Below are 21,506 nucleotides of genomic sequence, written 5' to 3'. Positions count from 1 at the left end.
CGCGCTAGGTGCCAATAATCAGCACGAGGTGGGTCACGCTCCGAAGCATGCCACGGCATCCTCAGGATGGAACCGGAAATCCACTGACTGAGACACTGGCCCCCCTTTTTTCGTCACAGCGCCGTTCACCCGTACGGGCTAGTTTGGGGCCGTGGCAGTCGAACAGTTCCCCCGCAACCTCGGCTTCTCGGCGACCTACAACTTCCGCGACGTGGGCGGATACAGCGGCCTCGACGGTCGCACGGTGCGCTGGCGGCGGCTGTTCCGCTCCGACGCGCTGCACCGCCTGGGCGAGGACGACGCGGCGGCGTTCGAGGCGCTCGGCGTCCGCACGGTGATCGACCTGCGCCGGCCGTTCGAGATCGAGAAGTACGGGCGGGTGGCCGAGCGCTACGGTCTCGACTACCAGAACCTGGTGCTCGAACACGTCGACTGGGAAGAGATCGGCCACCCCGACGACGTGGTGCACGAGCGCTGGCTGGCCGACCGGTACCTGAACTTCGCCGAGGACGGCCGGGCCGCGATCCTGGCCTCGTTGCAGATCATCGCTTCGCCCGAGCAGGCCCCGGTGATCGTGCATTGCATGGCCGGCAAGGACCGTACGGGGACGGTTTGTGCTCTGACGTTGTCGTTGCTCGGCGTTTCCGACGCCGACATCGCCGCTGACTACGCCCTGACCACTCAGGCGATGCGGCCGTTGACCGACTATCTGCTCGAGAAGCATCCGTCCGCTGTCTTGGGCAAGCAGCACATGTGGGATTCGCCTCCTGATGCGATGCTGATGTTCCTTTCTGATTTGCGCGCTTTGCACGGGTCTATTGAGGATTATGTCGCTGAGATTGGGTTGTCGTCTTCTGCTGTTGCCTCTATGCGTGACCATCTCCTGTCGTCTTGACCTTTTTGGTTGCGCTTTGACGGTCGGGGGCCGGGGTGACCACGCTGGGCGGTGAGGCATTTATGCCCTGCGTGGTCACCCCGGCCCCCGACCTTGCATGGGAATCCGTGGCGGCCAGGACTTTGGTCGCCGGTCTGCATGTGGATGTCTGGGCTGGGCTTCCCCCCCATCACCCTGAGTGGTCTGGCTCCGCGCCGGTCGTTCCGGGCGTCGTTCTCACCCAGGCCGGCCTGAGTGGTGGGTCGTGCGGACGTACCTCGCCGGGGGCGGTCCAGCGCTTCGCGCTTTGGATCATCGCTGCGCTCGTAAACCGCAACCCTCACCGTCTTTGGCCCAGGCCGACGGTGCCGTCCCGCCACCCGCGTGGCCTGCCGAAGTAGGGCTGAGCAACACCGTCAAGCCCCGCTGGGTGGCCTGCTGTGGTCAAGCTCGGCGGCACCGTCCCAGCGGGTGGGTGGCTGTGGTCCGGCCTGGTGCTTTTGTCCCAGCGGGTGGGTGGCCTGCTGTGGTCCGGCCTGGTGCTTTTGTCCCAGCGGGTGGGTGGCCTGCTGTGGTCCGGCCTGGTGCTTTTGTCCCGGCGCGTGGGTGGCCTGCTGTGGTCGCGCCGGGGTGCCGTCCGGCTGGGTGGGTGGCCTGCATCCGGTGCACAAGTCCGGCCGGGTAAGCCGTAGCAGGCCACCCACCCAGCTGGGCCAGGCCGCCCAGCGCGACCACAACAGGCCACCCACCGAGCCGGACCAAGCCACCCAGCGCGACCACAACAGGCCACCCACCCAGCCGGACCAAGCCACCCAGCCCGACCACAACAGGCCACCCACCGAGCCGGACCAAGCCACCCAGCGCGACCACAACAGGCCACCCACCCAGCCGGACCAAGCCACCCAGCCCGACCACAACAGGCCACCCACCCAGCCGGACCAAGCCACCCAGCCCGACCACAACAGGCCAACCCTTAGCCGGACAGCTATCACCCAGACCAGGCACAACAGGCCACCCGGGCTGGACGGCACTCTCGGCCTGGCGACGACGGTGCTGGTTGCGGTTTACGAGCGAAGCGATGACGCTAAGCGCGAAGCGCTGGCCGCAACCGGCGAGGTACGTCCGCACGACCCACCACTCAGGCCGGCCCGGGTGACGAAAATCCCCTGGCCCGACCCGGGCGGAGCCAGACCACGAAGGGTGATGGGGGAAATCCAAGCCCAGACATCCGCATGCAGACCGGCGACCAAAGTCCTGGCCGCCAGTGATTCCCATGCAAGGTCGGGGGGCCGGGGTGACCACGCAGGGCATAAATGCTCGCCGCCCAGCGTGGTTACCCCGGCCCCCCGACCGTCAAAGCGCAACCAATACTCGGATCAGAGAACGCGGTGAACCCAGCCGAAGGGGTCAGAGGCCCGCCCACGCTGGATGTCGACCAGTTGCTTCCGCAGGGAAGTGGTCACCGAACCGGTACCCCCGTCGGCCACAACGAACTCGCCGTCGGCCGACTTCACGGCGCCGATCGGGGTGATGACGGCGGCCGTGCCACAGGCGAACGCCTCGCGGATGCGGCCGGAAGTGGCCCCGGAACGCCACTCCTCGAGGCTCACCGGGCGCTCCTCGACCTTGCGGCCATCCCGTTCAGCGAGCTTGATGATCGAGTCTCGGGTGATGCCGGGCAGGATGGTGCCGGTCAGCGGCGGCGTCACCAGGGTGCCGTCGTCGAGGACGAAGACGACGTTCATGCCGCCGAGCTCGTCGATGTATTTTCGCTCGACCGCGTCGAGATAGACGACCTGGTCACAGCCGTTTTCGATGGCCTCGGCCTGGGCCGACAGGCCGGCCGCGTAGTTGCCTCCGCACTTGGCCGCTCCCGTTCCGCCCGGCGCCGCCCTCGTGTAGTCGGGGGTCACCCAGACCGACACCGGCTTGACGCCGCCCGAGAAGTACGGGCCGACCGGGGATGCGATCACCAGGTACAGGTATTCCATCGAGGGCCGGACCCCCAGGAAGACCTCGCTCGCGTACGCGAACGGACGCAGGTAGAGGCTGCCCTCGTCGCCCGGGGGGAGCCAGTCGCGGTCGATCGTGATGATCTCGCGCAGGGACTGGAGGAACGTCTCGCCGGGCAGTTGGGGCATCGCCATCCGCTGGGCGGACTGGGCGAAACGGTTCGCGTTCGCGTCCGGCCGGAACATCGCGATGCCGCCGTCGGGCAGCGTGTACGCCTTGAGGCCTTCGAAGATCTCTTGCGCGTAGTGCAGCACGGCGGACGCCGGGTCCATCGGGATGGGGGCCCGCGCCTCGACGCGTGGTTCGTACCAGCCTTTGCCGTCCGCGTAGCGGATCGTGACCATGTGGTCGGTGAAGATACGGCCGAAGCCGGGGTTGGCGAGGAGCGTGTTGCGCTCGGCGTCGCTCACGGGTGCCGGGTTCGGACGGATCTCGAACTCGAGGTTGTCACCACCGCTCATGACAAGTGGACCTGCTTTCGTCAACAGAAGATTTAGGCATGCGGAAGCACCCGTAGTGCTCCATGAATTTACCCCGAACGCTCGTTAAATCAACGCGCGCGGGTGAGAGACCCCTGGTGCGGGGCCTGTGGTGGGAGCGGCTGAGCTTAGAGAGCGGCCGCGATGCGGTCGCCGACCTCGGCGGTGCGCTGCGGCGCGCCCGGGGTGCGGGACGCGACGTCGGCGGCGACCGCCTCGGATACTCGGCGGGCCTCGTCGTGGTGGCCCAGGTGCTCGAGCAGCAGCGATGCGGAGAGGATGGCCGCCGCCGGGTCGGCGATGCCCTGGCCGGCGATGTCCGGCGCGGAGCCGTGTACGGGCTCGAACGTCGACGGATACTTGCGCTCCGGGTTGACGGAGCCGCTGGCTGCCATGCCGATGCCGCCTGTCACGGCCGCGGCGATGTCGGTGAGGATGTCACCGAAGAGGTTGTCGGTCACGACCACGTCGTACCGCTGGGGGTTGCTGACCATGAACATGCTGGCCGCGTCGATGTGCTGGTATTCGGTGGTGACCTCGGGGAATTCGGCCGCGACGGCGGCGAACGCGCGCGCCCACAGACCGCCGGCCTTGGTCAGCACGTTGGTCTTGTGCACCAGGGTCAGGTGCTGACGGTCGCGGCGCTGGGCCCGGGCGAACGCGTCGCGGATGACCCGCTCGACGCCGAAGCGCGTGTTGAGGCTTTCTTCGGTCGCGATCTCGGCCGGGGTGTCCTTGTGCAGGACGCCGCCGGCTCCGACGTAGAGGCCTTCGACACCTTCGCGGACCACGACCATGTCGATCTCGCCGGGCTTCACTCCCGCGAGCGGGCTGGTGGTGCCGGGCCAGAGCTTCGAGGGGCGCAGGTTCACGTACTGGTCGAAGTCGAAGCGGAGCTTGAGCAGCAGGCCACGTTCGAGCACGCCCGGCGGCACGCTGGGGTCGCCGATGGCGCCGAGCAGGATCGCGTCGTGGCGGGCCAGTTCGTCCTGGATGGCCTGGGGCAGCACCTCTTTGGTGCGGTTGTAGAACCGCGCGCCGAGGTCGTAGTCGTTGAACTCGGTGCCGGGGAGTACGGCCTCGATGACCTTCTGAGCCTGAGCGGTCACTTCGGTTCCGATGCCGTCGCCGGCCACCACCGCGATCCGCGCCACGCTCACGTCTGCTCCTCAGGGTCGAACGATTCGGGACCCAGGCTAGCGCCTGGGTCCCGATCTTCGGTACGCCGGTCCCACCTAGTGAGCGTTAAGGATGACTACCGGTGAGTACGGCCCGGCGGTCAGTCGTCGTCGTGCAGCTGGCGCAGCGTGTACTGGATCTGCCCGGCTGCGGCCAGGCGCCGGAGGAGATCCGTGGCGAACGGCACTCCCGGCCGGCGCAGGATCATCAGATCGTCCGACTGGAAGAAGTCGCCGCCCTCGGCCTCACCGGTGGTCGCCCACCGATCCATGATGCGCTGGATCGCGCCCATGGTGAGCAGGCCGGCACTCCACCGGGTGCCGTCGTCGAGGGTGACCACCACGTCGAAGTCGTCGACGGTCTCGGGGTCGTCCGCGGCGCCGAGCACGAAGTCGATCTCCGCACCCGGCACCCGGATCGCGTCACTACTTCCCATACAGCTCTTTCATCTTGTCGATAACCGCGCTCTCGTTGCTCTTGTCGGCCTTTCCGACGATCTCGACCTTGCCGTCGACGTTACGGAAGAACAGCCGGGCGCCGTTGCGGCCGCGGGCGTAGGAGACGTCGGTTCCGGTGAGCGCCTTGCTGCCCAGGCCGGGGTTCATGTTGCCCTCGCTCAGCTGCTTCTCCAGGCTCTCGAACTCCTGCTTGATGCGCTGATTCCGCTCGGCCTTCTTGGCCGCCTTGGTCAGGAAACTGTCGTCGGCGATCTTCGAGGCGAGCTTGCACGGATCGGGCGTCGCCGCCGCGGCGGCGGCCTGCTTGCCGGCCCGCAAGGCGCTCGGCACGGGCGGGATCGGGCAGAAGTCCGGAACCTTCTGCGCCTTTTTGGCCTTGGCCAGGTCGGCCAGCTCGTCGGCCTTCTTGCGCGCCGCCTTGATCTTCTCGAGGAACTTGAAGACCTTGGGCAGCAGCTTGCCGATCTTGAAGACGGTGCCCAGGATCTTGTTGGCCGGCAGCAGGTTGGCCAGGCTCCAGAGGCAGGCCTCGACGTCGCCCTCCATGATGCAGGACTTGATGTCGCCGACCCCGGACAGCTCGAGGAACAGGTCCCAGGCGTTCTCCTTGAAGAAGTCGAGCAGCGATTGCCCGGATTCCTCCTGCGCCTGCCGCAGCTGCTCGCGTTCCTCGGGGGTGAGGAGGTCGAGCAGATCCGGGTCGAGCGGCGCCGCCGGACCCGGGTTCTCCAGCGAGGCGGCCAGTTCGGCCTTGGCCTTCTTGCGTTCGGCCTCCTCGGCGCGCTCGGCCGCCTGCTGCGCCTCCTTGGCGTACTGCAGAGCGTTGCTCGCCGCCGCGGCCGCGCTGTCCGCGTGTTTCTGGGCGCTGTCGGCCGCCGTCTGAGCGGCAGCCGCGTCGGCCTCGGCCCGGTCGGCGGCACCGCGGGCGGCGGCCGCGTCGGCCTCGGCGGCCGAGGCGGCCCGGCCGGCCGCGTCGGCGTCGGACTGGGCGGCCGCGGCGCTGCGCCCGGCGATCGCGGCGTCGTTGGCGGCCTCGTTGGCCGCCGACCGGGCGGCGATCGCGTCCGCCTTGGCCTGGGCGTCGGCGCGGGCCGCGCTGGCCGCGGCCGACCGGGCCGCGGCGCCGTCCACAGCGGCCTGCGCGGCGTACTTCTTCGCCTCGGCGGCCGAGACCGCTGCGGCGGCGGCCGACCGCGCGGCCTGCGCGGCCGCGGTGAACGCCGGCTTGACCTGCTCGTTGGCCCGGTCCGCGGCCGCTTCGGCCCGTTCCGCGGCGACGATCGCCTCGTCGGCCCGGGCCTTGGCCGCGGCGGCCTGTTCGGCGCCGATGCTGAGCGCCTGCTCGGCGACCAGCTTCACGAAGTCGGCGTCGATGTCGGCGCCGGAGAACGGGCTCACCATCCCGATCGCGGTGTTGGCCGGCTCGGCGATCCCGGCCGCGGACTGCCGCGCCGCGGATGCCGCCTGCACGGCGATGTCGGCCTGGGCCGCGGCGGCCACCGACTCGCGGGTCGCGGCCTCGGCCTCGTCGCGGGTGCGGTTGGCGGCCCACAGCGCCTGCACGGCCTGTTCCGCGGCCTGGTCGCTGAGGCGCACGGCGGCCTCGGCGGCACGGGCGGCCTTGGTCTCCTCCGCGGTGGCGACGGCCGCCTTGGCGTCGGCCTGCATCCGGGCGGCGTGCGTGGCCCGGGCGGTGGCCTCGGCCCGGTCGGCGGCGGCGTCGGCCGCCGCGGCAGCTGCACGGGCCCGCTCGGAAGCGGCCCAGGCCCGGTCGGCGGCCTGCTGGGCCTGCGTCGCGGCGGCCCGGGCGTTGGCGGCGGCTCCGGTCGCGGTGTTGGCCGACGAGCGAGCCGAGCGGGCGGCCGTTCCGGCCACACCGGCCTGACGCCCGGCCTCGTCGGCTTCGCGCTGCGCCTCCGCCTTCTCGGCGTCGGTGCTCGCCGCGGCCGCGGCCGACCGCAGTGCGGCCGCCTTGGCCTTCGCGGTCTGCTCGGCCCGCTCGGCCGCCATGGCCTCGTCGCGGGCCACCCGGGCCTCGTCCTCCCGGTCCCAGGCCCGGCCGTCGGCGTCGGCCGCGGCGTCGTCGGCCGCCTCGGCCTTGGAACGTGCGCCCTGCGCGATCGCGGCCTGCGACTCGGCGTTGGCGCGGGCGCTGCGAGCGATGGAGGCCTGCCGTTCCGCCTCGGCGCGGTGCCGGGCGGCGTTGGCCCGTTCGGCCTCGGCGATCTGCCGCTGACGCTTGGCCTCGGCCGCCTGCCGCTCGGCCTCCTGCCGGTGCTGCCGGGTCTTCTCGGCCTCGGCCCAGGCTTTGGCCTCGGCCGCTTCGGCTTCTTCCCGGGCCTTCTTCGTACGGGCGGCAGCCGTCTTCGCCGCGTTCGCCTGCTTCGCTGCCGCGGCGGCCAGCTTGGCCGCTGCCTTGGCGTGTTCCTCGGCGTGCTGACGCCACTTGATCGCCTGCTGGGCGTGCGCCTCGGCCTGCGCCTGGGCGCCCTGGGCACTGTTGGTCGCCACGGTCGCGTCGATCGCGAACTGCGCCGTCTGGGTCGCCCCGACCGCGGCGGTGGCCGCCTCGCTCATGCCCTGCGAGATCAGCGACCATTCGACGCCGTACTCCAGGCCGGTGTCGATCAGGTCGTCCGCCGCCGACGAGGCCGTCTGAGCGGCCGCCGAGGCTTCCTGAGCGGCGGTACGGGCGTACCCGAGCTGCCGCTTCGCCTCGTTGTTGTCCGCCGTCAGCTCGGTCGCCTTCTGGGCCGCCGTGCCGCTGCCGTCGAGCACCCGCGAGGCGTGCCGGGCCGCGTTGGCGGCGGCCGCCATCGAATTGGCCGCCTGCTGCAGCGCCCGGATCGCGGCGCCGTGCGCGACCAGGATCTGCTTGCGCGCGGTGTTGGCCCGCGCCGACCGCTGGGCCAGGTCGGACAGTTCCTCGGCGGCCTTGTTCCGGGCCTCGAGGTCCTTGAGGTACTGCTCCCGCTCGGCCGCGTCGGCCCGGGCGGCGGTCAGGTAGCCGGTGTTCAGGAAGGCCGAGATCGCCGCGTCGTCCCCGGCCAGGGCCGCTTCGGCCGCCCGCCGGACGTTCGACTCGGCCGGCGCGGCCGCGGACACGAGCCGGACCCGCTCGCGCAGCGTGGCCGCGCGCTCGGCCGCCGTCCGGGCCACCTGGGCGTCGCGGTCGCGGGCGATGTCGGCGCCGTAGGCCAGGAAGGCGGCCCGGTCGCTGTCGGTGCCGGCCAGCACCCGCTGGACCTCGGTGTTGAAGTTTTCGCCGCCGGTGCCGGCCATCGCGCGGACGCGGGCCAGGTTGTCGGCCGCTTCCTGCTTCTTGCGCGCGGCGACCTGCTTCTCGAGCGCGGGCTTGTCGACCGTGGCGAACTTGAGGATCACCGCCGGGTCGGCCGTGGCCAGCGCGATCAGGGCGGCGTCGCGGACCTCGGGCTCGGGTGTGAACTCGGCGATGTCGGTCACGGCCTTGCGCCACCGCTCGTCGGCCGCCGGAACACCGGTCGTGCCGTTCCAGACCTCGGTGACCAGCGGTGGAAGCTGCACCACGGGCAGATCGGCGGCCGCCGGCGCGGCCAGAGCGGGCGGCGCATGCAGGCCGGTCCCGACGACGGCAGCGGCCAGCGACAGGATCGCGGCCGTACGAACTCGCTGCACGAAAGCAGCCGGAAGTAGCACCCTCATATTCAGATATCCCCCGTGAAACGCCATGCCGACGCGCGGGAGGGCTAGTCACCGCGGTCGATGGATTGAACGCCGCGAAATTGAACCACATGACTGCGTCGCGCGGGTGACGGGGAAGCAGGCGGGACGGCCGGGCGAAAGCGAACAGCCCCCGTGATCGCGGCAAACGATCACGGGGGCTGTAGCGACGAGTACGCGTGGCTCGGTCCCGCCAAATTCGCGCACCAGGAAGGAGGGAGCACCGTCACCCGAAGACGGGCCCACCCCGGCCGGGCGGCACCGACAACGCTAGCGATACGGACTTATCGCGCGCAAGGCAAGGGGCCGCGTGTCGGCCGTCCGGCGCGGAAGCGCTCCCGCGTGTCGGGGCGGTTCTTCCGTCTTGCGGCGGATAGTGATGGCACCATGCGCCGGTGAGTTTCGACCTCGTGGTGTGGGCGATGGACAAGACGGACCTGCCGGACGCCGTGCGGGCCGCCAACGCGCGATGCGCGCGCGGTGAGCACCCGCAGCGCCCGGCCGACCCGCGCGTCGTCGCCTTCTATGACGCCCTGACCAGCGATTACCCCGACCGTGGGCCGCGCGCTTCGGCGCCCGGCTCGCCGTGGGCGCACCCGCCGCTGCACGCCGCGGCCGACCACATCCAGATGCGGCTCGACGAGAACTGCCCGGACGTGGTGCTCGAGACGATCGAGCGCCTGGCCGGCGAGCTCAACCTCGATCTGCTGGATCTGCAGGACGGGACGGTCTACCCACCGCCGGTTCGGTCCCATTGAGCCGCAGGTCGACCATGCTCCCCCGGTCGGCCCCGATCGCGGCGGCCACCGTGCTGAGCAGTTCCGGGTCGACCGACGAGTCGACGGTCAGCGTCATCAGCGTGTCGCCGCCCGCCTCACGCCGGGCCACCTGCATGGCCGCGATGTTGACGCCGGCCTCGCCGAGCAGGGTGCCGATGGTGCCGACGACGCCGGGCCGGTCGCCGTAGCGGAAGAACAGCTGCACGCCGTCGGCGTTGAGGTCGAGGTCGAAGTCGTCGATCTCGATCAGCTTGGCGATCTCGCGGGCGCCGTGCACGGTCAGGGTGCCGGAGACGGTCACCGTGCGTCCGTCCGGCAGCGCACCGCGTACGGAAACCAGGTTTTGATGTTCGGCCGGCTCGTCGCTGGCCACCAGCTCGACCTCGACGCCCCGATCCAGGGCGAGTTGCGGGGCGTTCACGTACGTCACCCGTTCGTCCACAACCGCAGTGAACAGCCCCTTGGTGGCCGCGAGCCGCAACACCCCGACGTCGTGCGAGGCGATCTCGCCCCGCACCTCGACCGTGACGGTGGCCGCGACACCGCCCGCCACCGCGGTGAACACCTTGCCCAGCTTCTCGGCCAGCCCCAGCATCGGCCGGACGTCCTCGTCGACCACGCCGCCCGCCTGCACGTTCACCGCGTCCGGCACGAACTCGCCGTCGAGGGCCAGCTTGACGCTGCGCGCGACCGACAGGCCCGCCTTGTCCTGCGCCTCGGCCGTCGACGCGCCCAGGTGCGGGGTGACCACCACGTTGTCAAAGCCGAACAGCGGCGACTCGGTGATCGGCTCGGTGACGAACACGTCGAGACCGGCCCCGGCCACCCGGCCGTCGCGCAGCGCCGCGGCCAGCGCGTCCTCGTCGACCAGGCCGCCGCGGGCCGCGTTGACGATCCGTACCCCCGGCTTGACCAGGGCGAGTTCCTTCTCGCCGATCAGTCCGACGGTCTCCGGCGTACGGGGAAGATGCACCGAGACGAAGTCGCTCTCGCGCAGCAGTTCGTCGAGGCCGACCAGCCGGACGCCGAGTTGTGCGGCCCGGGCGGGCTGGATGTACGGGTCGTAGGCGATCAGCCGGGTGCCGAAGGCGGCCATCCGCTGGGCGAAGAGCACCCCGATGCGGCCGAGCCCGACCACGCCGACCGTCTTGCCCTGCACCTCGACGCCGACGTAGCGCGACCGCTGCCACCGGCCCGACTTCAGCGTGGCCGAGGCGGTGGCGGTGTGCCGGGCCACGGCCAGCAGCAGCGCGATGGCCTGTTCCGCGGCCGACACGATGTTGCTGGTCGGCGCGTTGACCACCAGGACGCCGCGGGCGGTCGCGGCGCGGACGTCCACGTTGTCGAGACCGACGCCGGCCCGGGCCACCACGCGCAGGGTCTCCCCGGCGGCCAGCACCTCGGCGTCGACCTGGGTGGCACTGCGGACGATCAGCGCGTCGGCCTGGCCGACCTGGGCCAGCAGGGCGGCGCGATCGGTGCCGTCGACCTGGCGTACGTCGTAGTCATAAGCAAGGACGTCGATGGCGGACGGGGCCAGTTCTTCGGCGATCAGTACGACGGACGTCACGCGGCTGCCTCCGGTGGATCGTCGGAACCCGATCGTAAGCGGGTCCCGAGATCCACCGGAGTGTGACGGCTGTCACACGCCGGAAACTCAGGCGACGCGACGTGGAATTTGAGCGCGGTCGATGGGCGGTGACGCCGGGAGGCCCGCCATGACCTGTCCGTCGGGCTGCCGGAAGCTGAGCGCCTCGGCGTCCAGCGCGTCGTAGAGCAGGTCGAGGTCGAGCGTGCCGACCGGCGGGTAGGTCCGCTCGCGCGGCGGTTCCTGGCCCACCTCGAGCGCGCCCTGCTCGACCATGAAGTCGAGAATGGCCTGCCGGGTCGCCGGGAGCGTGACCGGCGAGTGGTAGAGCACGTTGAGGGCCTGCATCCGCATGCCCTGGACGTGCTCCTCGCCCTTGTTGTCGTGGAAGTGCGGGTTGCGGGTCTCGATCTGCAGCACCGGCACCGAGCTGGCCATCACGTCCGGGTCGGTGCTCTCGAGCACGCCGCCGAACTGCTCGAACATGTCCATGTACTCGTACGGCTCGACCGCGAACCCACCGGCCAGACGCAGCTTGAGGCCCAGGTCGAGGGTCATCGCGTGCTCGCCCGCGTTGCCGGTGGCGATCACCTCGGTGCCGAAGTCGGAGTATTCGGCCAGGAACCGGTTGAGCCACTCGTTGGTGATCTGCGAGCTGCGGCCCCGGCGGCTGAAGAACAGGCGGTTGTCGCGCAGCTTCGGCTTCGAGTGCCACGAGATGCGGACCATCGAGTACGGCGAACCGGCCAGGTGCAGCCCGGCCGCGTAGACCTTGCAGTATTCGTGGACCGAGCCGGGCACGTAGTTGTCGGCGTCGACATATCCGATGTAGCGACGGCCGGTCATCGCGGCCAGCGCCATGCCGAGCAGCATCGCCTCGCCCTTGCCGTTCCGGATCAGGCCGTCGTCGTCCAGCATCTCGGGCATGCCGGCCGCCTTGATCGCGGCGGCCACCCCCGGATCCTTCTGATGCACCGTGATGGCGGACCGCCCGGCCAGCCGGCAGAACTGCTCGACGGTCTGCGCCTCGATCTCGTATCGGTCGACCGGACCGCGGTCGCTGTTCGACACCAGAATGATGAGGCAGTCGTGCGGAATGCCGGAGAGGACACCCTCGATGACAGTCCGTGTCTCATTCATACACGGAACGACGATTACCATTTGCGATTCGATGGCGCGTAGCGCCTCGGCCGGCACAATCTGGCTGCCCGCACCGACCGAGGTGCCCGAGTCGAGCTCGATCACCCTCTGCAGCTCATGAATCCGGACCGCGCCGAAGCGCTCACTCCGAAAAGAATCAGCCAGTCGCATATCGCGAAGATACCCAACCCGAGGCAGTCTCAAGAGCCCGAACAGCGCACAATTCTGTTTCGGTGTGACCCCGGTTAATGGCAAGTAACGCAGGCGTTTCAGGTAATCGCAGGGTCACGCAAAAGGCCCGGCTTTCGGGTGAAAGCCGGGCCGTAAAGCAGAAAATCAGGCGGTCTCGGTGATCGGGCGGTCGACCCAGCTCATCATGTCGCGCAGCTTCTTGCCGGTGACCTCGATCGGGTGCTCGGCACCCTGCTGACGGAGCTTGGTCAGCAGCGGGCCGCCGTTGTCGTCGTCCTCGATCAGCTGGCGGGTGAACTCGCCGGACTGGATGTCGGCCAGGATCCGCTTCATCTCGGCCTTGGTCTCGGCGTTGATGACCCGCGGGCCGCTGACGTAGTCACCGAACTCGGCGGTGTCCGACACGCTGTAGCGCATCCGGGAGATGCCACCCTCGTACATGAGGTCGACGATCAGCTTGAGCTCGTGCAGGCACTCGAAGTACGCGATCTCGGGCGCGTAGCCGGCCTCGGTGAGCACCTCGAAGCCGGTCTGCACGAGAGCCGCCGTGCCACCGCAGAGGACGGCCTGCTCGCCGAACAGGTCGGTCTCGGTCTCCTCCTTGAAGGTGGTCTTGATGACGCCGGCCCGCGCGCCACCGATCGCCTTCGCGTAGGAGAGCGCGAGCGCGAGGCCCTCGCCGGTCGGGTCCTGCTCGACGGCGACCAGACACGGCACGCCCTTGCCGTCCACGTACTGGCGGCGGACCAGGTGGCCCGGGCCCTTGGGGGCGACCATGGCGACGGTCACGTCGGCCGGCGGCTTGATCAGCTCGAACCGGATGTTGAGGCCGTGGCCGAAGAAGAGGGCCTTGCCCGCGGACAGGTTGGGCGCGATCGACTCGGAGTAGATCTTGCGCTGCGCGGTGTCCGGCGCGAGCACCATGATCACGTCGGCCCAGGCCGACGCCTCGGCCGGCGTCTTGACCTCGAGGCCCTGCTCCTCGGCCTTGGCCCGGCTCTTGGAGCCCTCCTGCAGGCCGACCACCACCTCGACGCCCGAGTCACGCAGCGACAGCGAGTGGGCGTGGCCCTGGCTGCCGTAGCCGATCACGGCGACCTTCTTGCCCTGGATGATGGCGAGGTCGGCGTCGTCGTCGTAGAAAACTTCCGCGGTCATTTCTTTCCTTCGTCGTTGTACTAGGCGGCGCGGAGCGCCGGGCCGGTGGTGATCGAGCGGGAGCCGCGGCCGATGGCCACGAGGCCCGACTGGACCATTTCCTTGATGCCGTACGGCTCGAGGTCGCGCAGCAACGCGTCCAGCTTGTCGGGGTTACCCGTGGCCTCGATCGTGAGGGTGTCCGGAGCGACGTCGATCACGTTCGCCCGGAACAACGCCACCGTCTCGAGCACCTGGCTGCGCTGCGCACGATCGGCACGCACCTTGACCAGCAGGAGCTCGCGCTGAACCGACTGCTGCGGGTCCAGCTCGACGATCTTCAGGACGTTCACCAGCTTGTTGAGCTGTTTGGTCACCTGCTCCAGGGGTGAGGAGTCGGCGTTGACCACGATCGTGATGCGGCTGACGTCCGGGTTCTCCGTCTCGCCGACCGCCAGGGAGTCGATGTTGAAACCGCGCCGGGAGAACAGGCCGCTGACCCGAGCGAGCACACTCGGCTTGTTCTCGACCAGCACGGAAAGCGTGTGCTTGTTCATGATCAGAGGTCGTCCTCTTCGAAGTTGGGACGAACGTCCCGGGCGAACATGATTTCGTCGTTGCTGGTGCCGGCCGCGACCATGGGCCAGACCATCGCGTCCTTGCCGACCGTGAAGTCGATGACCACCGGCGCGTCGTTGATCTCCATCGCCTGCTTGATGATCTTGTCGACGTCGTCCTTGGACTCGCAGCGCAGCCCGATGCAGCCGAGCGCCTCGGCCAGCTTCACGAAGTCGGGGATGCGGTGCTTGTGCGTGCCCAGCTCGGTGTTCGAGTAGCGGCCGTCGTAGAACAGCGTCTGCCACTGCCGGACCATGCCCAGGTTGCCGTTGTTGATCACGGCGATCTTGACCGGGATGCCCTCGAGCGCGCAGGTGGCCAGTTCCTGATTGGTCATCTGGAAGCAGCCGTCGCCGTCGATCGCCCACACGGTGGTGTCCGGCTTACCGACCTTGGCGCCCATCGCGGCCGGGACGGCGTAACCCATGGTTCCGGCGCCGCCCGAGTTCAGCCAGGTGCCCGGCTGCTCGTACTTGATGAACTGCGAGGCCCACATCTGGTGCTGACCGACGCCGGCCACATAGATCGCCTCGGGACCGACGATCTCGCCCAGCCGCTCGATCACGTACTGCGGGGCGAGCGTGCCGTCGGTCGGCTCCTCGTAGCCCAGCGGGTAGCGCTTGCGCAGCTCGTTCAGCGTGGCCCACCAGGGCTCGTACTGCCCGGCGCCCTCGGCGGTGGCCGAGACGGCGGCGATCAGCTCGTCGATGACGTGCCGGGCGTCGCCCACAATCGGGACGTCGGCGTGCCGGTTCTTGCCGATCTCGGCCGGGTCGATGTCGGCGTGCACGATCTTGGCGTCCGGCGCGAACGAGTCGAGCTTGCCGGTGACCCGGTCGTCGAAGCGCGCGCCCAGCGTGATCAGCAGGTCGGACTTCTGCAGCGCGTAGACCGCCGGGACCGTGCCGTGCATGCCGGGCATGCCCAGGTGCTGCGGGTGCGAGTCGGGGAACGCCCCCAGCGCCATCAGCGTGGTGATGACCGGGATGCCGGTCATCTCGGCCAGCTTGCGCAGCCCGTCGGTGGCGCCGGCCTTGAGCACGCCGCCGCCCACGTAGAGCACCGGGCGCCGGGCCTCGGCGATCAGGCGGGCCGCCTCGCGGATCTGCTTGCCGTGCGGGTGCAGGGTCGGGCGGTAGCCCGGCAGGTCGAGCGTCGGCGGCCAGGTGAACGTGGTCTGCGCCTGCAGCACGTCCTTGGGGATGTCGACCAGTACCGGGCCGGGGCGGCCGGTGATCGCCAGGTGGAACGCCTCGGCCAGGATCCGGGGCAGTTCCTCGGGCGTCTGCACCAGGAAGTTGTGCTTGGTGATCGGGAGCGTGATGCCCTGGATGTCCGCCTCCTGGAAGGCGTCCGTGCCGATCGAGGGCCGGGCCACCTGGCCGGTGATGGCGACGATCGGCACCGAGTCCATGTAGGCGTCGGCGATCGGGGTGACCAGGTTGGTGGCGCCCGGGCCGCTGGTCGCGATGCAGACACCGACCTTGCCGGTGGCCTGGGCGTAGCCGGTGGCGGCGTGCCCCGCGCCCTGCTCGTGGCGGACCAGGATGTGCCGGACCTTGGAGTCGTAGAGCGGGTCGTACGCGGGCAGGATCGCCCCGCCGGGAATGCCGAACGCGACCTCGACGCCGAGCGCCTCGAGCGACCGCACGAGCGAACCGGCGCCCGAGGTGGGAACCGGAGAGGCTACGGCCGGGGCCGGGGTGGCGGCCGCCGCGACAGTGGCCGGGTTGGCGCGGTGGGCGAGGGACTCAGGAGTGGGTCTCGTCATGGCACTTCATACCTTTACGGGTTGGGGCGACCGGTACTTGAGCAACAAAAAAGGCCCTCGTGCCGGGAAGCACGGGACCTAGCGCACTCTGGTTGGGGTTAACCCAACTGGAGTGCGCTCACATAAGTACTCGGGACGCGAAGCACATGCTGCCAACCTTGCCCCATCCCATCCGGCGAGTCAACTGATCCCACATTTTGATCACTCGGACTCACCCGGCTGGGCGCCGAACCCCGGATCACTAGGCAATAGTGCCCTGAGCTGGCGCATTCCGGGCCCCAACATGACGACCTGACTGCGCGCGGCCGCGTCCACCGGCGGGGCCGAGCGGGGCGCCGGGATCGGCCGGGCCGGGCCACCCTGGCGCAGCGTCTGCAGTTGCGCCTCGAGATGTTCGGCGGGCACGCCCCAGCCGAACAGCGAGCCCTGACCCAGCCGGCAGCCCGCCTCTTCGACCACGGCCCGCTGCGCCGGGGTGCCGATGCCCTCGGCGAGCACCTCGAGCCCGAGCCGGTGACCCAGGCGGGCCACCACGTCGACCAGGGGCGCGGCCGTCCCCGTACGGGATTCCGGCTCGGCCACCAGAGCGTGGTCGATCTTCAGGATGTCGACCGGGAGCGTGCGCAGCTGGCCCAGCGAGGAGTAGCCGGCGCCGAAGTCGTCGAGCGCGATCCGGACCCCGGTGGCCCGCAGCTCGGCCAGCCGGCTGATCAGCTCTTCCATGTCGGTGGCCACGGCGTGCTCGGTCACCTCGAGCACCAGCCGCTGCGGCGGAACGCCGTGCTGTTCGAGCACGTCGGCCACGTGACCCGCGTAATCGGTGTTGTGCAGCTCCTTGGGCGACATGTTGACCGACACCCACACGTCGTGACCGCGGGACAGCCAGTCGGCGAGCTGGATGCAGGCCTGCTCGAGCACCCAGGCGCCGATCCGGTTGATCAGCCCGGACTCCTCGGCGACCGGGATGAACTCGTCCGGCCGCACCGAACCGAGCGTCGGGTGGTGCCAGCGCAGCAGGGCCTCGGCGCCGACCGGCCGCATCGAGGGCAGCGCCACCACCGGCTGGAACACGAGCCGGAGCTGCTTGCGGTCGATCGCGTGCCGCAGCTCGCTCTCCAGCGTGCCCCGGCGGCGCAGCAGCTCGTCGTAACGGGCCTGGTAGCGCTCGACCCGGTTCTTACCGCGCTGTTTGGCGTAGCGCAGGGCCAGGTCGGCGTCGCGGATCAGCTCGCCGGTGTCGGCCGGGCTGAGCGCGTTCGAGTCGGCCACCCCGATGCTGGCCGAGAGAAAGACCGCCGACCCTTCCACCTCGTACGGCTCCCCCAGCACGGCCAGCAGCCGATGCGCGGTGAGCAGCGCCTCCTCGGCGTTCCCGCGCATCAGCACCGCGAACTCGTCGCCGCCGAGCCGGGCCGCCACGTCGCCGTCGAGCAGGTTGTGCCGCAGCCGGTCGCCCACCTCGGCCAGCACGGCGTCGCCGACGTCGTGGCCGCGCATGTCGTTGACGGTCTTGAAGCCGTCCAGGTCGATGCCGACCAGCACCCGGGAGTCGCCGCTCTCGCGCAGCGCCCGTTGCAGGCCGCGGCGGTTGGCCAGGCCGGTCAGCGGGTCGGTGTGGGCCAGTTCGCGGAAGTGGGACTCCCGCTCGCGCAGCTCGACCGTGTAACGCCGCACGTCGCGCAGGGCCAGGAACTGCCGCCCGACCAGCGCGAAACCCTCGACGCCGGCGCCCAGGAAGCCGTACAGGTCGAGCACGCCGCCACGGGCCAGGTGGTAGCCCAGCGCCACCACGATGGCGACCATCGGGACCACCGCGTACGCCGTGTTGCGGTCGGTGACGTCGCCCACCACCTCGACCGGGCGGTCGGCCACCTTGACCGCGCGGGCGATCACGAACAGGCCGGCCGGCAGCATCAGGGCCCCGGCCAGGGTCACGCCGTCCCAGTCCTGACAGATGCCGCTGGCGATGGCGACCGCGGCCGCCGAGACGAGGCTCACGCCCGCGGCCACCCGTACGGTGATAAGCCTCGGCCGATGGGCGTGCAGCGCGAGCACGATGGTGAGGCCCAGCGAGACCACCGTGAGCGCGGCCGGCACCAGCACCGAGGGGCAGGCCATCGGGGTCGCGTCGCCCAGGATGCGGGTCGGCTCGGCGATCAGCACCCAGCCCACGAACCAGATCGCGGCCGCGATGACCAGGCCGTCGAGCAGGTGCCGCACGGCGGCCCGGGCGTTCTCGGCCGCGCCCGGCAGCAGCGCCGTGCCGACCAGAAGCGTGAGGACGCCCAGCGCGAAGCCGGTGGCGACGGCCGAGCCCAGGCCCATGCGCGGCGGGGTCGAGGTGGTGAGAAGCACAGTGAGCACGCCGGCCAGGGCGGCCCCGGTCGCGATCGCACCACCGGCGGCCAGCAGCAGGTGGGCCCGGCGGGCCGCACCGGTGTGTTTACGCCCGGAATCGCCCAGCAGGGCAACGGCCGGGACGGCGACCAGAAGGCCGGCCAGTCCGGCCAGCTCCACGCCGGACGGTGTTTGCACGGGAACACTCTGCCCGATGCCGATCAATATATTAAGCCCCCCGGCGTCCCGACTTATGGACGGAGTTGGCGGTCCTTACTTCCGGGAGTGGCACACTGTGGGGATGCCTGACCTGCGTTCCCGGACCTCGACCCACGGTCGGACCATGGCCGGCGCGCGTGCCCTCTGGCGCGCCACCGGGATGACCGACGACGACTTCGGCAAGCCCATCGTGGCGATTGCCAACAGCTACACCCAGTTCGTACCGGGTCACGTGCACCTCAAGGACATGGGCGGCCTCGTCGCTGATGCGGTCGCTCAGGCCGGTGGCGTCGGGCGCGAGTTCAACACGATCGCGGTCGACGACGGCATCGCCATGGGCCACGGCGGCATGCTCTATTCGCTGCCCAGCCGCGAGCTGATCGCCGACGCGGTCGAATACATGGTCAACGCGCACTGCGCCGACGCCCTGGTCTGCATCTCGAACTGCGACAAGATCACCCCCGGCATGCTGATCGCCGCGCTGCGGCTCAACATCCCGACGGTGTTCGTCTCCGGCGGCCCGATGGAGGCCGGCAAGACGATCGCGATCGAGGGCATCGTGCACGAGAAGCTCGACCTGGTCGACGCGATGAGCGCCAGCGCCAACGAGAACGTGACCGACGAGCAGCTCGACACCATCGAGCGGTCGGCCTGCCCGACCTGCGGCTCCTGCTCCGGCATGTTCACCGCCAACTCGATGAACTGCCTCACCGAGGCGATCGGGCTGGCCCTGCCGGGCAACGGCTCGACGCTGGCCACCCATGCGTCGCGCAAGGCCCTGTTCGAAAAGGCCGGCTCGCTGATCGTCGACATCGCGAAGCAGTACTACGAGAACAACGACGAATCGGTCCTGCCCCGCAGCATCGCCAACCGGTCGGCCTTCGAAAACGCGGTGGCCCTCGACGTGGCCATGGGCGGCTCGACCAACACGGTGCTGCACCTGCTGGCCGCGGCCCGCGAGGCCGAGGTCGACTTCAGCGTGGCCGACATCGACGAGATCTCGCGCCGGGTGCCCTGCCTGTCCAAGGTCGCGCCGAACAGCCCGAAATACCACATGGAAGACGTGCACCGGGCCGGCGGCATCCCCGCCCTGCTCGGCGAGCTGCACCGTGGTGGCGCGCTCAAGACCGACGTCCGCTCGGTGCACTCGACCGGCCTCGACCCGTGGCTGGCCGAGTGGGACATCCGCGCCGAAAACCCGTCGGCGGCCGCGCTCGAGCTGTTCCACGCGGCGCCGGGCGGCGTGCGCACGACGCAGCCGTTCAGCACGTCCAACCGCTGGTCGACGCTCGACACCGATGCCGAAAAGGGCTGCATCCGCTCGGTCGACCACGCCTACACGGTCGACGGCGGCCTGGCCATCCTGTTCGGCAACCTGGCCCCCGACGGCTGCGTGGTCAAGACAGCCGGCGTCGACGAGTCGATCTGGAAGTTCTCCGGCCCCGCCCGGGTCTTCGAGTCACAGGACGCGGCGGTCGACGGCATCCTCGGCAAGCAGGTGGTCGAGGGCGACGTGGTGGTCATCCGCTACGAGGGCCCACGCGGCGGCCCCGGCATGCAGGAGATGCTCTACCCGACCAGCTTCCTGAAGGGCCGCGGTCTCGGCAAGGCGTGCGCGCTGATCACCGACGGCCGCTTCTCCGGCGGCACGAGCGGCCTGTCCATCGGCCACGTCTCCCCCGAGGCGGCCGCGGGCGGCCTGATCGCCCTGGTCGAAACCGGCGACGAGATCAGCATCGACATCCCCGGCCGGGGCATCACCCTGCACGTCGACGACGAGACCTTGGCCCAGCGCCGCCACGAGCAGGAGCGCCGCGCCAAGCCGTACACGCCGGTCGACCGTCAGCGTCCGGTCTCGGCCGCGCTGCGCGCCTACGCCTCGATGGCCACCAGCGCCAGCGACGGCGCCTACCGCCGCGTCCCCGAGTAAAAGCGCTCAGCACACTGCGGCCACCCACCCCGGAGGGTGAGTGGCCGCTTTCGTTGACGGGACCGCCGCGCCCTGTGGACAACTCCGGGCTGCCCGTCGCCGGCTGTGGATAACGCGGCCTCGCAGGGTCGCGCGGTGCGTAGAGTCGGCCCGTCCCTGGGTGGGCGGGGGAGGCGGTGGCTGCTCCCGCAAGACCAAAGCTTAGGTTAGCCTTACCTGTCTTGATGAGAGGTGAGGGGTGAGTGGCGTGCGGAAGCTCGTAGCGGTGACGGCGGGGGTGGCCTGATGGGGCGGGGCTGGGAAGGGGCCGTCATCAAGGTGCTCGGCGGGCGCGACCACGTGCTCACGATGACCGGGCGGCGGGAGATCACGCCGCATTTTGTGCGGCTCAGCTTTGCCGCGCCGACGCTGTTCAGCAAAGTTCGGCCCGAGCCGGCGGCCTGGCTGCGATTTTGGATCCCGGATCCGGACGGGGGCAAGCGCGAGTACCAGCGCGCCTACACGATTTCGGAAGCGGATGAGGCGGCCGGCACCATCGAGGTCGACTTCGTGCTGCACGAACCGGCCGGACCGGCCTCGGCCTGGGCGACCACCGTGGAGCCGGGCAGCCAGGTGGCGGTCGTGTCGCTCGGGTCGCAGCCGTTCGAGCTCGTCGACGGCGTGAGCGGGCTGCTGCTGGTGGCCGACGCCGCGTCGATTCCGGCGGTCAACGGCATTCTGCGCACCCTGAAAGCCGGCGTCGACGTCGAACTGGTGCTGGAGCAGGGGCACGCCGAGGACGACCAGATTCCGCTGGTGGCGCGTCCGGGGCTGACCGTGCACCGGGTTCCGCGGGAGGGCGCCGACTCACTGGCCACGGCCGTCAGCGAGAAGCTGCGGCCGGGGTGGCAGTTCTGGGCGGCGGGCGAATCGGGATCGCTCAAAGCCGTACGGGCTCTCGCGCGCGGCCGGGCCGGAGCGTCGAAGGACAACACGTACACGCAGGCGTATTGGATCGAGGGCAAGGCGATGGGCAAAGGGCGGGACGGGGCCTGAGCCCGTACGGGAAACCGAATTTGATCTTTCCCAGAGGGCAACTTCGCACGGGGCC

Annotated in this window: 14 protein-coding genes and 1 pseudogene; 5 read left to right on the top strand and 10 right to left on the bottom strand. The window is 70.2% G+C overall.

Translation table 11 applies throughout. The features are described 5' to 3' along the window. The first annotated feature begins 151 nt into the window (after positions 1-151). Together KOI35_RS00935 and KOI35_RS00930 are read left to right on the top strand one after the other, a co-directional pair. On the top strand, positions 152-895 hold the full coding sequence (locus tag KOI35_RS00935; RefSeq protein ID WP_215784055.1) for a tyrosine-protein phosphatase: 744 nt from the start codon (positions 152-154) through the stop codon (positions 893-895). Between the two features lie 419 nt (positions 896-1,314). Then, complete coding sequence (locus tag KOI35_RS00930; RefSeq protein WP_215784054.1) at positions 1,315-1,566, top strand: hypothetical protein; 252 nt, start codon at positions 1,315-1,317, stop codon at positions 1,564-1,566. Between the two features lie 684 nt (positions 1,567-2,250). On the opposite strand, the gene KOI35_RS00925 is transcribed toward KOI35_RS00930, so the two are convergent. The 4 genes from KOI35_RS00925 to KOI35_RS00910 all read right to left on the bottom strand — a co-directional run bounded on the left by KOI35_RS00925 (position 2,251) and on the right by KOI35_RS00910 (position 8,687). Further along, positions 2,251-3,348, bottom strand: coding sequence for a branched-chain amino acid aminotransferase (locus KOI35_RS00925; protein ID WP_215784053.1), 1,098 nt, complete (start codon positions 3,346-3,348; stop codon positions 2,251-2,253). Between the two features lie 146 nt (positions 3,349-3,494). Continuing rightward, complete coding sequence (locus tag KOI35_RS00920; RefSeq protein ID WP_215784733.1) at positions 3,495-4,520, bottom strand: 3-isopropylmalate dehydrogenase; 1,026 nt, start codon at positions 4,518-4,520, stop codon at positions 3,495-3,497. Between the two features lie 125 nt (positions 4,521-4,645). Beyond that, positions 4,646-4,981, bottom strand: coding sequence for a hypothetical protein (locus KOI35_RS00915; RefSeq protein WP_215784052.1), 336 nt, complete (start codon positions 4,979-4,981; stop codon positions 4,646-4,648). Beyond that, the gene (locus KOI35_RS00910; RefSeq protein ID WP_215784051.1) at positions 4,971-8,687 is read right to left on the bottom strand and encodes an ALF repeat-containing protein; all 3,717 of its coding nucleotides are present in this window, start codon (positions 8,685-8,687) and stop codon (positions 4,971-4,973) included. Before KOI35_RS00910 ends, KOI35_RS00915 begins: the two co-directional genes overlap by 11 nt. A gap of 440 nt (positions 8,688-9,127) precedes the next feature. Here KOI35_RS00910 and KOI35_RS00905 point away from each other — a divergent pair, with 440 nt between their 5' ends. Further along, on the top strand, positions 9,128-9,463 hold the full coding sequence (locus tag KOI35_RS00905) for a M14 family metallopeptidase (protein WP_246612450.1): 336 nt from the start codon (positions 9,128-9,130) through the stop codon (positions 9,461-9,463). Here KOI35_RS00905 and serA read toward each other — a convergent pair. The 6 genes and pseudogenes from serA to KOI35_RS00875 form a co-directional block, all read right to left on the bottom strand. After that, positions 9,399-11,054, bottom strand: a complete 1,656-nt coding sequence (gene serA / locus KOI35_RS00900) for a phosphoglycerate dehydrogenase (protein WP_215784049.1) — start codon at positions 11,052-11,054, stop codon at positions 9,399-9,401. The two genes, KOI35_RS00905 and serA, sit on opposite strands and share 65 nt — an antisense overlap. 87 nt (positions 11,055-11,141) lie before the next feature. Next, positions 11,142-12,383 (bottom strand): mannosyl-3-phosphoglycerate synthase, encoded by a 1,242-nt coding sequence (gene mpgS / locus KOI35_RS00895; protein WP_215784048.1) that lies wholly within the window; start codon positions 12,381-12,383, stop codon positions 11,142-11,144. A gap of 165 nt (positions 12,384-12,548) precedes the next feature. After that, a pseudogene (gene ilvC / locus KOI35_RS00890) lies at positions 12,549-13,571 on the bottom strand (ketol-acid reductoisomerase); the annotation flags it as partial. Between the two features lie 11 nt (positions 13,572-13,582). Continuing rightward, positions 13,583-14,098, bottom strand: a complete 516-nt coding sequence (gene ilvN, locus KOI35_RS00885) for an acetolactate synthase small subunit (RefSeq protein ID WP_215784046.1) — start codon at positions 14,096-14,098, stop codon at positions 13,583-13,585. 2 nt (positions 14,099-14,100) lie between these two features. Further along, the gene (locus tag KOI35_RS00880) at positions 14,101-15,930 is read right to left on the bottom strand and encodes an acetolactate synthase large subunit (protein WP_215784045.1); all 1,830 of its coding nucleotides are present in this window, start codon (positions 15,928-15,930) and stop codon (positions 14,101-14,103) included. 201 nt (positions 15,931-16,131) lie between these two features. Then, positions 16,132-18,465 carry a putative bifunctional diguanylate cyclase/phosphodiesterase gene (locus KOI35_RS00875; RefSeq protein WP_308120722.1) on the bottom strand — a complete coding sequence of 778 codons (2,334 nt, stop codon included), beginning with the start codon at positions 18,463-18,465 and terminating at the stop codon, positions 16,132-16,134. Between the two features lie 103 nt (positions 18,466-18,568). Between KOI35_RS00875 and ilvD the strand changes: the two genes are divergently transcribed. Together ilvD and KOI35_RS00865 are read left to right on the top strand one after the other, a co-directional pair. Beyond that, positions 18,569-20,416: a dihydroxy-acid dehydratase gene (ilvD, locus tag KOI35_RS00870; protein WP_215784044.1), complete on the top strand. Its 1,848-nt coding sequence runs from the start codon at positions 18,569-18,571 to the stop codon at positions 20,414-20,416. Positions 20,417-20,701: 285 nt separating this feature from the next. Continuing rightward, positions 20,702-21,451, top strand: coding sequence for a siderophore-interacting protein (locus KOI35_RS00865; protein WP_215784043.1), 750 nt, complete (start codon positions 20,702-20,704; stop codon positions 21,449-21,451). The last annotated feature ends 55 nt before the right edge of the window (positions 21,452-21,506 follow it).

The sequence above is a fragment of the Paractinoplanes bogorensis genome (assembly GCF_018829635.1).
GTDB lineage: Bacteria > Actinomycetota > Actinomycetes > Mycobacteriales > Micromonosporaceae > Actinoplanes > Actinoplanes bogorensis.
The sequence above is the reverse complement of the archived record's forward strand: the minus strand, read 5'-3'. Positions and strand labels throughout refer to the sequence as shown.